This is a genomic window from Thermococcus sp. JCM 11816, assembly GCF_055396515.1.
The window spans coordinates 1,275,388-1,288,151 of the sequence record NZ_AP043741.1; the positions used below are offsets into that span (position 1 = coordinate 1,275,388).

General features: G+C 52.9%; 14 protein-coding genes and 1 pseudogene. 11 read left to right on the top strand and 4 right to left on the bottom strand.

All coding sequences use genetic code 11. The annotated features are described in order from the left end of the window. Positions 1–155 precede the first annotated feature (155 nt). From ACZ5TN_RS07250 to ACZ5TN_RS07260, 3 genes are read right to left on the bottom strand one after another with little or no spacing between them, the layout of a single operon-like run. Positions 156–662: a 4Fe-4S dicluster domain-containing protein gene (locus ACZ5TN_RS07250; RefSeq protein ID WP_011251025.1), complete on the bottom strand. Its 507-nt coding sequence runs from the start codon at positions 660–662 to the stop codon at positions 156–158. 5 nt (positions 663–667) lie between these two features. After that, entirely contained in the window at positions 668–1,723 is a 1,056-nt protein-coding gene (locus ACZ5TN_RS07255) for an FAD-dependent oxidoreductase (RefSeq protein ID WP_011251024.1), read from the bottom strand. Between the two features lie 6 nt (positions 1,724–1,729). Further along, a complete protein-coding gene (locus tag ACZ5TN_RS07260) occupies positions 1,730–2,107 on the bottom strand; it encodes a 4Fe-4S dicluster domain-containing protein (protein WP_011251023.1) in 378 nt (125 codons plus the stop codon). Positions 2,108–2,492: 385 nt separating this feature from the next. Between ACZ5TN_RS07260 and hydB the strand changes: the two genes are divergently transcribed. The 9 genes and pseudogenes from hydB to ACZ5TN_RS07305 all read left to right on the top strand — a co-directional run bounded on the left by hydB (position 2,493) and on the right by ACZ5TN_RS07305 (position 9,360). After that, a complete protein-coding gene (gene hydB, locus ACZ5TN_RS07265; RefSeq protein ID WP_011251022.1) occupies positions 2,493–3,596 on the top strand; it encodes an NADPH-dependent hydrogenase/sulfhydrogenase 1 subunit beta in 1,104 nt (367 codons plus the stop codon). Between the two features lie 2 nt (positions 3,597–3,598). Next, the gene (gene hydG / locus ACZ5TN_RS07270; RefSeq protein ID WP_464917567.1) at positions 3,599–4,477 is read left to right on the top strand and encodes an NADPH-dependent hydrogenase/sulfhydrogenase 1 subunit gamma; all 879 of its coding nucleotides are present in this window, start codon (positions 3,599–3,601) and stop codon (positions 4,475–4,477) included. A 10-nt stretch (positions 4,478–4,487) separates the two neighbouring features. Next, on the top strand, positions 4,488–5,282 hold the full coding sequence (gene hydD / locus ACZ5TN_RS07275; protein WP_054839558.1) for an NADPH-dependent hydrogenase/sulfhydrogenase 1 subunit delta: 795 nt from the start codon (positions 4,488–4,490) through the stop codon (positions 5,280–5,282). Further along, positions 5,279–6,565 carry an NADPH-dependent hydrogenase/sulfhydrogenase 1 subunit alpha gene (hydA, locus tag ACZ5TN_RS07280; RefSeq protein WP_011251019.1) on the top strand — a complete coding sequence of 429 codons (1,287 nt, stop codon included), beginning with the start codon at positions 5,279–5,281 and terminating at the stop codon, positions 6,563–6,565. Before hydD ends, hydA begins: the two co-directional genes overlap by 4 nt. 48 nt (positions 6,566–6,613) lie before the next feature. Continuing rightward, positions 6,614–6,823, top strand: coding sequence for a hypothetical protein (locus ACZ5TN_RS07285; RefSeq protein ID WP_054839557.1), 210 nt, complete (start codon positions 6,614–6,616; stop codon positions 6,821–6,823). Continuing rightward, positions 6,804–7,235 (top strand): type II toxin-antitoxin system VapC family toxin, encoded by a 432-nt coding sequence (locus ACZ5TN_RS07290; RefSeq protein ID WP_464916362.1) that lies wholly within the window; start codon positions 6,804–6,806, stop codon positions 7,233–7,235. Before ACZ5TN_RS07285 ends, ACZ5TN_RS07290 begins: the two co-directional genes overlap by 20 nt. A gap of 2 nt (positions 7,236–7,237) precedes the next feature. Continuing rightward, positions 7,238–7,683, top strand: a pseudogene (locus ACZ5TN_RS07295) (hydrogenase maturation protease). 95 nt (positions 7,684–7,778) lie between these two features. Further along, positions 7,779–7,997 (top strand): TRAM domain-containing protein, encoded by a 219-nt coding sequence (locus tag ACZ5TN_RS07300; RefSeq protein WP_011251015.1) that lies wholly within the window; start codon positions 7,779–7,781, stop codon positions 7,995–7,997. A gap of 79 nt (positions 7,998–8,076) precedes the next feature. Beyond that, entirely contained in the window at positions 8,077–9,360 is a 1,284-nt protein-coding gene (locus ACZ5TN_RS07305) for a tRNA (N(6)-L-threonylcarbamoyladenosine(37)-C(2))-methylthiotransferase (protein WP_464916363.1), read from the top strand. A 4-nt stretch (positions 9,361–9,364) separates the two neighbouring features. Here ACZ5TN_RS07305 and ACZ5TN_RS07310 read toward each other — a convergent pair whose 3' ends face one another. Further along, positions 9,365–9,721: a cupin domain-containing protein gene (locus tag ACZ5TN_RS07310; protein WP_011251013.1), complete on the bottom strand. Its 357-nt coding sequence runs from the start codon at positions 9,719–9,721 to the stop codon at positions 9,365–9,367. Between the two features lie 71 nt (positions 9,722–9,792). Here ACZ5TN_RS07310 and ACZ5TN_RS07315 point away from each other — a divergent pair, with 71 nt between their 5' ends. After that, complete coding sequence (locus tag ACZ5TN_RS07315; RefSeq protein ID WP_464916364.1) at positions 9,793–11,448, top strand: metallophosphoesterase family protein; 1,656 nt, start codon at positions 9,793–9,795, stop codon at positions 11,446–11,448. A gap of 104 nt (positions 11,449–11,552) precedes the next feature. Continuing rightward, positions 11,553–12,764: an inorganic phosphate transporter gene (locus tag ACZ5TN_RS07320; protein WP_464917568.1), complete on the top strand. Its 1,212-nt coding sequence runs from the start codon at positions 11,553–11,555 to the stop codon at positions 12,762–12,764.

Sequence of the window (12,764 nt, forward strand, 5' to 3'; positions counted from 1 at the left end):
TTTAACAAAAGGTTATGATAGTCGAGGTATTGAGTAATAAGGCTATGTTAACACCTTTCGTATTCTCAGAAGCACTGTGGCTAACAAAAGAGTTTAAGATACTTCCGAACCTCCGTTCCAAGCAGGAAAAATAAAGGTCAAAGCATCAAGCGGCGTCAGAGCATCCGTCCGACTCCCTCCAAGTTAACCGCCGCCAGCCGCTCCCGTGCTATCTTTTCGGCGGTTCTTCTCCTAACTTTTTCCTCGACTTCCTCGGGCTTTCCGAAGAATATGGCCCCTGCCGGACACATTTCGGCACACGCTGGGGCCGTTCCAAGCCTTCTTCTATCAGCACACATGTCGCACTTAGTAACTGCCTTGAGCTTGACATCAAAAGTGGGAACTCCGAAAGGACAGGCGGCGAGGCACATCAGACAGCCTATGCACTTATTGGGGTTTATTATAACGGCCCCATCGCTGTCGCGGTAGATCGCCCCCGCAGGACAGACGTCCATACATGGGGCTTTCTCACAGTGACGACAGTTTATGGGAACGGGGATCCCTGTAATGGTGTAATAGACCTTTATGTTGGGTCTGCCGCCGTGAATAAAGTCGCAGACTCCTTCGCACGTCTCACAACCAATGCAAAGGCTGTAATCAACGTGGAGTATCCTCCTCGTCATTTCCCTCACCTCCCCATCAGCCACAGGTGTATGGACTCGGCTGCATACAGGCCGTCCTTGACAGCCCTTCCAACTTTTGATGGCCCCAGAACAACGTCTCCCGCAGCGAAGACGCCCTCCCTGCTGGTCATGTGCCTGCTATCCACGACGATCCTTCCCTTCCTGTCAAGCGCTATGCCCATCTCCTTGGAAAACGGTGGGGTTGGCATCTGGCCAACTGCGCAGACCATGTAATCAACCTCGATCTGGAAGTTGGAGCCCTCAATCGGGATTGGTCTTCTTCTCCCGGTTTCGTCTGGCTCGCTCAGCTCCGTTTTGACGAGTTCAACAGCTCTAACCCTTCCGTTTTCACCTATTATCCTGACAGGCATTGTCCTCTCCAGCCACTTAACCCCTCTCTGCTGGAGGAGGTTGATCTCGTAAGCCCCCGCGGGGGCCTCCCTTATCGTTCTGCGGTAGCTCATGTAGACCTTCTCCGCCCCCAGGTTTATGCTTTCAAGAGCCGCGTCAACGGCGCTGTGTCCCGCGCCTACCACGAGGACTTTTCTCCCCTCAACAGGGGGCACTTCACTCCAGTCCATATGGCCCAGCTTGGCGCTCTTGATCCTGAACAGGTACTCAAGCGCCGGGTAGACCCCCTCAAGGTCTGAACCTGGTATCGTTGGAACGTAGGCGTTCCAAGTGCCTGTGGCTATCAGAACGGCATCGTAGTTCTTTAGGATCTCCTCGAACTCTATTCTGCGCTCAACGAACTCATCGCCGCTCTCCTTGGGATTACCGAAGCATACCTTCGTTCTCGTGAAGAACTTGACGTTGTAGACCTTCTCAAGCTCTTTGTAGCCCTCTCTAACCCTGTAGATAGGAATCCTAAACTCGGGTATTCCAAACAGCATTAGACCTCCGGGTTCAGGCAGCTTGTCGTAAACATGAACCTCGTGTCCCTGGCAGACGAGGTACCCTGTGGCTGCCAGACCGGCGGGTCCCGCCCCGATGACGGCCACCTTCTTTCCGGTTGGCTCGGGTTTTTCCCTACATAGAAACGCAAATCTAATCCCTTCCATCCCTAATCACCCCGTGTAAGCTTCGTACTTATTCGACGCCCTAAACAGCCTCTTTCTCTTGCATTCATTACACAGAAAGGCGAGTTCAGGGTTTCCTCCAGTTTTTAGAAGCCGGTTTGCGAGATAATCGGCTTCTTTCTTGGTGCTGTTGAGACGTTTTCCGCAGACAGCACAGCGGGCAAACTCCAAGGCCAGCTCCATACTCTCAGGTCTCCCCTCCAGTGCTCCAGTGGGGCAAACTTCGTTGCATTCAAAGGCACAGTCTCCGCATTTCGCGGGCTCAAAAAGTATTCTCCTAACTTCATTCTCAAAAACCAAAATAGCCGAATAAGGACAGGCACCTGCACACGCCCCGCACCCAATACAGAGTTCCGCTTTCAGCACAGATATCACCTGCGAGCCCGCTGAATGGGCTTACATCTTCTTTAAGTTCCCAGTATTTTTTGAAAGAATGCCCATAAAAGCGTTTTTCAAACGGTTATTTTCAAACCAAAAGTTCAATACCGCCCTATTTAAGTATTGAAGGTTCCAAATCCACAAACAACCAAAATTGAACCCCAAAACTCAGTGTTGTTCATTATCGCTCCACAAAGAATCCACGATGAGTTTAACTTTTTTGTTGACCTAAGAGATTTTAATCAAACAAAAGAGTTTAAACTTTTGGTTTTGAATTTCTGGGTTTAAAAACGCTTTTTAAGGCTGTCTCTTACTCTCAATAAATGAACATAATTGGACGCATGTATGTTTATGTTCATTGGGGGTGGTAAGGTTGAGATACGTTAAGCTCCCGAAGGAAAACACGTACACATTCCTTGAGCGCCTGAAGGAGTGGGGTAAGCTCTACGCTCCCGTGAAGATCTCGGAGAAGTTCTACGACTTCAGAGAGATAGACGACGTCAGAAAGGTCGAGTTCAATTACAACAGGACGATAATGCCGCCGAAGAAGTTCTTCTTCCTCCCGAGGGAGAAGCTCTTCGAGTTCGACCTGAGCAGGCCGGAGTACAGGGAAACCATCGAGGACGTTGAACCCTTTGTGATCTTCGGCCTTCACGCCTGCGACATCCACGGCCTCAAAATCCTCGATACGGTCTACCTCGACGAGCTCCCAGACAAGTACTACAAGGCGAGAAGGGAAAAGGGAATAATCATCGGGATAAGCTGCATGCCAGATGAATACTGCTTCTGCAACCTGAGGGAGACAGATTTTGCCGATGACGGCTTTGACCTCTTCCTCCACGAGCTTCCCGATGGATGGCTCGTCAGAGTCGGCTCACCGACGGGCCACAGGATAGTGGACAAGAACATGGAGCTCTTCGAGGAGGTAACCACCGAGGACATCTGCAACTTCAGGGAGTTTGAGAACAAGCGCTCTCAAGCGTTCAAGTACCACGAGGACTGGAGCAACCTGCGCTACCTCCTCGAGCTCGAGATGGAGCACCCGATGTGGGAAGAACAGGCCGACCTCTGCCTCGCCTGCGGAATCTGCAATACCACCTGCCCGACATGCCGCTGCTACGAGGTGCAGGACATAGTGAACCTCGACGGGAACACCGGCTACCGCGAGAGGCGCTGGGACTCCTGCCAGTTCAGGAGCCACGGTCTTGTCGCCGGCGGCCACAACTTCAGGCCGACGAAGAAAGACCGCTTCAGGAACCGCTACCTCTGTAAGAACTCCTACAACGAGAAGCTCGGCCTGAGCTACTGCGTCGGCTGTGGAAGGTGCACCTACTTCTGCCCTGCAGGTATAAGCTTCGTGAGGAACCTGAGGACTATTCTCGGCCTCGAAGAGAAATCCTGTCCAAGCGAGATAACCGAGGAGATTCCGAAGAGGGGCTTCGCCTACGCCTCCCACATAAGGGGTGATGGGCTATGAGCATGGTTCTTCCAAAGGAGATAATGATGCCGAACGATAACCCATACGCTCTTCACAGGGCCAAGGTGCTCAGAGTCTACCCGCTCACTGAGAAGGAAAAGCTGTTCCTGTTCAGGTTTGAGGATGCTGAGCTTGCAGAAAAGTGGACGTTCAGGCCGGGGCAGTTCGTCCAGCTCACCATCCCCGGAGTCGGTGAAGTCCCGATAAGCATCTGCTCCTCAGCGATGAGGCGCGGCTTCTTCGAGCTGTGCATCAGGAAGGCTGGGAGAGTCACAACGGTCGTCCACCGTCTCAAGCCGGGAGATACAGTCCTCGTGAGGGGGCCATATGGAAACGGCTTCCCGGTTGACGAGTGGGAGGGAATGGACCTCCTCCTCATAGCCGCGGGTCTCGGGACTGCACCGCTCAGGAGCGTCTTCTTGTATGCCATGGACAACCGCTGGAAGTACGGCAACATAACCTTCATCAACACGGCGAGGTATGGTAAGGATCTCCTCTTCTACAAGGAGCTTGAGGCCATGAAGGACTTGGCTGAGGCGGAGAACGTCAAGATAATCCAGAGCGTTACGAGAGACCCTGACTGGCCAGGCTTACACGGAAGACCCCAGAACTTCATTCCCGAGGCGAACACGAACCCGAAGAAGACTGCCGTGGCCATCTGCGGACCTCCGAGGATGTACAAGGCCGTTTTCGAGGCCCTCATCAACTACGGCTACCGGCCCGAGAACATCTACGTGACCCTCGAGAGGAAAATGAAGTGCGGAATTGGCAAGTGCGGCCACTGCAACGTCGGAACGAGCACGAGCTGGAAGTACATCTGCAAAGACGGGCCTGTCTTCGGTTACTTCGACATAATATCAACACCGGGCTTGCTCGACTGAGGTGATGAAGATGAGCGAGAAGAAGATAAGGATTGGGTTTTACGCTCTGACCTCATGCTACGGCTGCCAGCTCCAGTTCGCGATGATGGACGAGATACTCCAGCTCATTCCGAACGTCGAGATAGCCTGCTGGTTCATGCTGGAGAGGGACTCCTACGAGGACGAGCCCGTTGATATAGCCTTCATCGAGGGGAGCGTCTCAACGGAGGAAGAGGCCGAGCTCGTCAAGAAAATCCGCGAGAATGCCAAGATAGTGGTTGCAGTCGGCTCCTGCGCCGTCCAGGGCGGCGTTCAGAGCTGGGAGAAGGACAAACCACTGGAGGAGCTTTGGAAGACCGTCTATGGAGACGCCAAGGTCAAGTTCCAGCCAAAGATGGCAGAGCCGATCTCCAACTACATCAAGGTTGACTACAACATCTACGGCTGCCCGCCTGAGAAGAGGGACTTCCTCTACACCCTCGGAACGCTCCTCATAGGTTCGTGGCCCGAGGACATAGACTATCCAGTCTGTTTGGAGTGCAGGCTCAGGGGCAACACCTGCGTCCTCCTTGAGAAGGGCGAGCCATGCCTTGGCCCGGTAACGAGGGCCGGCTGCGACGCGAGATGCCCTGCCTATGGAATAGCGTGCATTGGTTGTCGTGGGGCGATAGGATACGATGTGGCATGGTTCGACTCCTTAGCGAGGGTCTTCAGGGAGAAAGGACTGACCAAAGAGGAGATCCTGGAGAGGATGAGGATGTTCAACGCCCACAACCCGAAGCTCGAGGAAATGGTTAACAAAATCTTCCAGGAGGTGAAAGAATGAAGAACGTTTATCTCCCAATCACCGTTGACCACATAGCGAGAGTCGAGGGCAAGGGCGGCGTTGAGATCGTTGTCGGCGACGATGGCGTGAAGGAAGTCAAGCTCAACATCATAGAGGGGCCGAGGTTTTTCGAGGCCATAACCCTCGGCAAGAAGCTCGACGAAGCTTTAGCGATTTACCCAAGAATATGCTCTTTCTGTTCGGCGGCCCACAAACTCACCGCCGTTGAGGCCGCTGAGAAGGCGATAGGCTTCACCCCGCGCGAGGAAATCCAGGCCCTCAGGGAAGTCCTCTACATAGGCGACATGATAGAGAGCCACGCGCTCCACCTTTACCTCCTCGTCCTGCCCGATTATCTGGGCTACTCCGGGCCGCTCCATATGATAGACGAGTACAAGAAAGAGATGAGCATAGCTCTCGACCTAAAGAACCTCGGGAGCTGGATGATGGACGAACTCGGAAGCAGAGCCATCCACCAGGAGAACGCAGTTTTGGGCGGCTTCGGAAAGCTCCCGGACAAGAGCGTCCTTGAGAATATGAAGAGACGCCTTAAGGAAGCCCTTCCGAAGGCGGAGTACACCTTCGAGCTCTTCACGAAGCTTGAGCAGTACGAGGAAGTCGAGGGGCCGATCACCCACATAGCGGTCAAGCCGAGGAACGGAGTTTACGGCATCTACGGCGACTACCTCAAGGCCTCGGACGGAAATGAGTTCCCGAGCGAGGAGTACAGGGAGCACATAAAGGAGTTCGTCGTTGAGCACAGCTTCGCCAAGCACAGCCACTACCACGGAAAGCCCTTCATGGTTGGTGCCATTTCGCGCCTCGTGAACAACGCCGATACACTCTACGGAAGGGCTAAGGAGCTCTACGAGAGCTATAAAGACCTTTTGAGATCCACCAATCCGTTCGCCAACAACCTCGCGCAGGCGCTTGAGCTCGTCTACTTCACGGAGAGGGCGATAGACCTGATTGACGAGGCCCTCGCGAAGTGGCCGATAAGGCCGAGGGACGAGGTAGCTTTGAAGGACGGCTTCGGTGTCTCAACTACCGAAGCCCCGCGTGGAGTGCTCGTTTACGCGCTCAAGGTCGAGAACGGAAGGGTCAGCTACGCAGACATAATAACCCCAACGGCATTCAACCTCGCCATGATGGAGCAGCACGTGAGGATGATGGCGGAGAAGCACTACAACGACGATCCGGAGAAGCTCAAGCTCCTCGCGGAGATGGTCGTGAGGGCCTACGACCCGTGCATCTCCTGTTCAGTGCACGTGGCGAGGCTTTAGCATCTCAACTTTTTTAAGGTTTCAAGCATATTTTTCAATGGTGAGGGCATGGCCGAGGAGCTTGTTGATGTTGTGATTCATGTTAAAGTCCCGAAGAAGTACGCCGAGGAGTTCCGGAAAGACGTCGAAGCTAGGGCTTGGTATCTGGCCCACAAGAAGGAGCTCTTTGAGAACCTGAAAAAGCTCAAGGGGATCATGAAGACCGATAAGTCATGGAAAGAGATAAAGAGGGAGCTCTATGAGGGACTTATTGATTGACAGTTCTGTCCTGATTGAGTACTTCAGGGGAAACGAGCGGGCTGTTGGATTGATTGAACAGTTTGAAGAAAGTGATGACGTTCTTTATATCAATGAGGTCGTGTTCAGTGAAGTTGTTTACATTCTTTTAGGATACTTCTTGGGGGCATCTCCTCGGACGATAAAGGGTCATCCCGAGAGGCTACCCAAAGAGCTGTCCACTGTTTTCAAGGTGTTAGAGGACTTCGGTTTTATACCCACGACTCAGAATGCACTCTTTAAAGCCCGCGAGCTGATAGAGAAGTACGCGCTCCTTCCCAACGATGCTCTTATTCTTGCCACTTGCATCGAGCACGGCTTTTCCTTGGCCACGATAGACGACGACTTCAAGGTTCCGGCTGAGAAGGAAAAGGTTGAAATCATAGGTGGTTAGCCGTGAGAGTACTCATCCTCGACCTCGGCAACGAGCTGATGAAAGACGACGGAGCCGGGCTGAAAGCGGGCAGAATTCTCGCGGAGAAGGGCTACAACGTCCTCGAAGTTGGGACGGACATCTTCCGCCTCGCCAACCACTACAACGGTGAAGAGAGATAGTAATCATCGACGCCATCCTGAGCGATAAACTGAAGCCCGGAGAGGTAGTTCACTTTAGTGGCGAGGAAATATTCGAGAAGCTGAAGGCAGAAATCAGGAGCGCCCACTTCATGGGTGCTATCGATGGGCTGAAGCTCCTCATGGCGCTCGATGAGAGGCTGAAGAGAGCGGAGATTCACTTTATCGGGATAGTCGCGAAGGAGATAGACCTGGGCATGGAGCTGAGCGATGAGGTAAAGGCTGGGGTTCAAAAAGCGGTCGAGATCGCCGAAAAACTGGCGAAGTGACCCAAAGGTTTATATACTCCGCGACTAACCCAACAACGGGACTCTTCTGGAGTCTTCCCGAAGGGCCCCGAAAGTTGAAAGAGTTGGTGTTGGATATGTATGGAGACAGGTTTGGTGGATATGGACAGGAAGCCCCAGTTAAGGTTGGGGAGAGATACACGGTCAAGATTGAGAGCCTTGGAAAGGGCGGTGACGGCATCGCCAAGATAAAGGGGTTCGTCATATTCGTCCCGAACACCCAGGTCGGCGACGAGGTTGAGATCGTTATCAACTCAGTCAAGAGGAAGTTCGCTTTCGCCTCAGTCATTGAGTGATTGAGAGTTCTTTTTTCACTCTCATTTATTCCCACTTTTGACCCGTCTGTTTTTTAAACCCACTTCTGAACCCATCCCGATGGTCAGGGTTTACGTCGAGAGCTACGGCTGCACGAGGAACAAAGCAGACGGGGAGATTATGGAAGCTATTCTGCTTAGGGCTGGCTATGAGTTAGCCGAAAGTCCTGAAAGCGCTGATTACGTTGTTGTGAACACCTGTGCCGTTAAAGACCCAACGGAGCACAAGATGGCGAGGAGAATACGCGAACTGCTCGATTCTGGAAAGAAAGTCATCGCTACAGGATGCCTCGTTCACGTTAATCCAGACGTTATTGACCCCCGAGTCTCCGGGATGCTCGGCGTCAAGAGCATAGACAGAATCGCCGAGGCGATAGACCTTGCCGAACGCGGAGGAAAGCTGGTCTCAGTTGAGGGCTGGAAGGAAAGGAAGGTAGACAAGCTCGAACTGCCGCGTCTCTGGAAGTCAGGTGTAGTTTTCGTTGTGCCAATAAGCGAGGGTTGCCTCAACGCCTGCACATACTGCGCGACAAGGTTTGCCCGCGGTGTGCTCAAGAGCTACAAGCCCGAACTCGTGTTGAAGTGGGTAAAGGAAGCCCTCGCAAGGGGCTACAAGGAAATCCAGCTTTCTAGCGAGGATACCGGGTGCTACGGTTTTGACATCGGAACGAACCTGGCAGAGCTCCTCGACGAAATAACAGCCATCGAAGGAGACTTTAGAATCCGCGTCGGCATGATGAACCCAAACCACGTGATAAAGTTCCTCGACGAGCTGATAGAGGTCTACCAAGACCCCAAGGTTTACAAGTTCCTTCACCTGCCCGTCCAAAGCGGCGACAACGAAGTCCTGAGGAGGATGGGGCGAAACTACACGGTTGAGGAGTTCGAGGAAATCGTTAGTGAGTTCCGCAGGAAAATTCCGGGTTTGAATCTCAACACCGACATAATAGTCGGCTTTCCAGGCGAAGGCGAAGAGGCCTTCCAGAACACCGTTGAGCTTGTGAAGAGGGTCAGACCCGACAAGATAAACGTCTCCAGGTATTCACCAAGACCTGGAACGATCGCGGCTAAGTGGAAACAGCTTCCAGGCTGGAAGGTTAAGGAGCGCTCCAGGATTCTCCACAGGCTCCGCCTCCAGATAGCCTACGAAATAAACCAGACTTATCTTGGGAAGAAAGTTGAGGTTCTCGTTCACGGACAGGGAGAGAAGGGCGGAATTGATGCCAGGACGTTCAACTACAAGGAGATAATCCTCGATGCCGGCGAGAAAGGGGAAATAACCCGGGCCAAGATTACGTGGGCTGGTTCAACGTATCTGCGGGGAGAGATGGAAAAAAGTGAGTGAGAACTCAGGCCCACTCTTCCTCTGGAATCGCCTCTTTCTTGGCAGGGATTATGCAGAGGAACTCCAGCGTTTCTCCAGTTGCCTTGTAGCCGTGCGGCTCGTTGGGCGGAACGTAGAGGAAGTTGCCTTCCTTAACGTGGAACTCCTCCTTTCCGTTGGTTATTATGCCCTCGCCCCTCACAATGAATATCTCGTGCTCCCAGTCGTGCTGGTGGATTGGAATCTCAGAGCCCTTCTTCATGACGAAGTAGCGCATCGCGAAGTTCTTTGCCCCGAGCTTCGGAGAAACGAGCCAGCGGATTGTCACTCCCTCAAAACCCGTATTTTTTTCCGGGACATCCTTATAGTGCCCGACGAACATGGTACCACCATAGGAGATTGAATCGAATCATATTTAAACGTTCCCCGACGATTTGAATGAGAGCCAAGGTGATGAAAATGAGAAAGCCCGTCGCTCTTTTGATACTGTCCGTCGTGTTCATAGCCGGTTGCATAGGAGGCACCACCAACACAAACACGAAAACAGCTTCAATGAGCGCTGGGAGTTCAGGCATAAACTTCAAGAGCTACGCCCCCGGCAAGGTCCTCGCCAGTTGGTACGAGCTTTTCAACGAGACATTCTACGTAAGCAATGGCTACGAAGACCTTGTCAAGCACTACTTCCCAAATGCCAGCGTTAAGCCCTCCTCCGAATACCCCGGAAGCGGCATCCTGGTTTTATCGCCACAGGACGTCTATTCAAAGAAAATCCTCTTCGGAAAGCCGGTTCAGGTGCAGAAGCTTGATTTCTTTGGATACATAGCCTACAAGAACGGCATGCACTACATCGGCCCCTGGCACGGCGTTGTTGCAATATTCAACTCCAAAGAAGGAAACCCTGCAATGGTGGTCTCCGGCACGAGCAGGGCAGGAGTCGGTGCGGCACTAAACTTCCTCGCGGGTGTAAAATCAGGTAAAGCCCAGCTCGACAGGACGGCGGTTGTCCGCTCGGGGAACTTCGAGGGGATGCTCGTGAAGGAGATAGGGGACACGAACCTCGATGGAATCGCGGGGGAAGATGAGTTCGTTACTCTCCACCAGATAATATTCGACGAACCCTTCCAGTACTACTGGCGCGTCGTTAAAGGAGAGAACATAACAGTCAGCGGAGGATTCATCAGGATGGTGAACGACACCAAGGTCTACATCCGTGCCCTCGGCTTCAACGTGAGCGTTAGGGTGAAGAACAACAAAGGGATAACCCTCACCTATGTGATAGACAACATCAACCCCAACTACGTTATGGCCGTGAGTGACCAGGAAGACGCAATGAAAGAGGCAATCTTCGGCGGAACGAAGGTAGTCGTGGTCTCTTCTGGAGACTTCTCAATAATACCTGCAAACGTTAGCAACTACACCGTTTTAGCGTTCGGCGACCACAGGCCAGGAAGCGGCGAGAAACAGCCAGAGGTCTTCTTCAAGATCAGGGACGCAATCAACAAGGAAAACGGTGCCTTTGTTATTGACAGCGGCGACCTCGTGTACTCGGGCACGATTTACCAGTGGGAGGAGCTTATGAAGGCCTGGAAGTGGAACAAGCCGGTATTCGTGGCCGTTGGGAACCACGAGTACAATGGGGAGGGCGTCAACATCTACCATTACTACTTCGGCCCGACTGACTACGCCTTCAGCCTCGGGGGCTACCGCTACATCTTCGCAAACGACGTTATGAACGGCTACAGGCTCACCGATGAACAGTGGGCGTGGCTGGAGAAAGAACTTGAAAGGGCGAAGGAACGCGGAGAGAGGCCAGTCATAGTCATGCACGCGCCGCCCTACGACCCGAGGCCGAGCGATGAGCACACCCTTGACCCCTCTGATGCCAAGAAGCTTCTCGAACTTATGAGGGAATACAACGCCTTCGGAATCTTCGGCCACATCCACGTCTACTGGTACGGCACCTACGAGGGAGTTCCGTTTGTCATAACTGGTGGCGGAGGTGCTCCACTCTACGCCAAGCCAGAGGAGGGTGGCTTCTACCACTACGTCCGCCTGTTTATGAGGGACGACGGTTCGATTGAGGTTGAACCTGTTGAAGTCTCTCCCTGATTTTCTATTTATTCTATCCACCCTATATAGAGACATCTTCATGAGTATATTCTACTGCGGCAAGATATTTATATAGCACAATTTTGCTACCTCTGGTGGCGGTCATGGATCCCTGGTTGCTGATAACTATAATCGTCGGTTTTGGAATGGCGTGGGCCATAGGAGCGAACGATGCGGCGAATTCAATGAGCACAGCCGTTGGTGCAAAGGCGATAACTCCTAAGCAGGCAGTTTTGATAGCTGGCGTTCTGGAGTTCACTGGAGCGTATTTCTTCGGAAAGAGCGTCACGGAGACGATAAGGAAAGGAATCCTCTACCCGGACAGGATAACCGATCCAACGGTGCTTATCTATGGCTCGGTTGCGGCTCTGCTTGCCGCTACGATCTGGCTGGTCATAGCCACTAAGTTCGGCCTGCCCGTCTCGACTACCCATTCGATCATAGGCGGAATCGTGGGCTACGGCATAGTCTACGCAGGGTTCTCAATAGTCAACTGGGGCAAGATGACTCAAGTGGTTCTCAGCTGGATACTCTCGCCGATAATAGGCGCCATAATGGCCTTCCTGGTCTTCAAGGCCCTGACCAAGAGCATCTTCGAAAGAAAAGACCCCGTTAGAAGCTCCAAAATCTGGTCGCCTTTCTGGATTGGGCTGGCCTTCGTTGTGATAGGCACGATGTTCTACATCAAGGTTCTCCACGGAAAGAGCCTGAAGACTGGAGTGCTCTTCTACGGCATTCCTGCAGGCCTCGTTGTGTTCCTGATACTCTTCCTCACCCTCAGGGTTAAGTTCCCGTCATCTGACCCGTTTATAGGGGTTGAGTCGATTTTCAGGCGCGTTCAGGTCATAACCTCTGGCTACGTTGCCTTAGCCCACGGTGCTAACGACGTCGCCAACGCGATAGGGCCTGTGGCGGCTGTTTACGCGGTGGCAACTATGGGGATGGCCGGGATGAAGGTTCCAGTTCCGAGGTGGATACTGACCATGGGAGGCCTTGGCATAGCTATTGGAGTGGCCACCTACGGTTACCGCGTTATGGAGACCGTTGGGAAGAAGATAACCGAGCTTACCAACACGCGCGGCTTTACAATAGACTTCTCGGCCGCTACAGTCGTCCTTGTGGCGAGCTGGCTCGGGCTTCCAATCTCAACGACCCACGTTGTCGTTGGCGCGGTCATCGGCGTTGGCCTCGCCAGGGGAGTAAAGGCAATAAACAAGGACATCGTTAGGGATATAATCATCTCGTGGTTCGTTACGGTTCCCGTGGCGGCCCTAATAAGTGCTTTCCTGTTCAAGGTGCTAATGATTGTGGGGTGA

Bases quoted from the DNA above. Each gene is read 5' to 3' on its own strand.
- ACZ5TN_RS07250 (WP_011251025.1), bottom strand. From the start codon at position 662: ATGACGAGGAGGATACTCCACGTTGATTACAGCCTTTGCATTGGTTGT.
- ACZ5TN_RS07255 (WP_011251024.1), bottom strand. From the start codon at position 1,723: ATGGAAGGGATTAGATTTGCGTTTCTATGTAGGGAAAAACCCGAGCCA.
- hydG (WP_464917567.1), top strand. From the start codon at position 3,599: ATGGTTCTTCCAAAGGAGATAATGATGCCGAACGATAACCCATACGCT.
- hydD (WP_054839558.1), top strand. From the start codon at position 4,488: ATGAGCGAGAAGAAGATAAGGATTGGGTTTTACGCTCTGACCTCATGC.
- hydA (WP_011251019.1), top strand. From the start codon at position 5,279: ATGAAGAACGTTTATCTCCCAATCACCGTTGACCACATAGCGAGAGTC.
- ACZ5TN_RS07285 (WP_054839557.1), top strand. From the start codon at position 6,614: ATGGCCGAGGAGCTTGTTGATGTTGTGATTCATGTTAAAGTCCCGAAG.
- ACZ5TN_RS07290 (WP_464916362.1), top strand. From the start codon at position 6,804: ATGAGGGACTTATTGATTGACAGTTCTGTCCTGATTGAGTACTTCAGG.
- ACZ5TN_RS07300 (WP_011251015.1), top strand. From the start codon at position 7,779: ATGTATGGAGACAGGTTTGGTGGATATGGACAGGAAGCCCCAGTTAAG.
- ACZ5TN_RS07305 (WP_464916363.1), top strand. From the start codon at position 8,077: ATGGTCAGGGTTTACGTCGAGAGCTACGGCTGCACGAGGAACAAAGCA.
- ACZ5TN_RS07310 (WP_011251013.1), bottom strand. From the start codon at position 9,721: ATGTTCGTCGGGCACTATAAGGATGTCCCGGAAAAAAATACGGGTTTT.
- ACZ5TN_RS07315 (WP_464916364.1), top strand. From the start codon at position 9,793: ATGAAAATGAGAAAGCCCGTCGCTCTTTTGATACTGTCCGTCGTGTTC.
- ACZ5TN_RS07320 (WP_464917568.1), top strand. From the start codon at position 11,553: ATGGATCCCTGGTTGCTGATAACTATAATCGTCGGTTTTGGAATGGCG.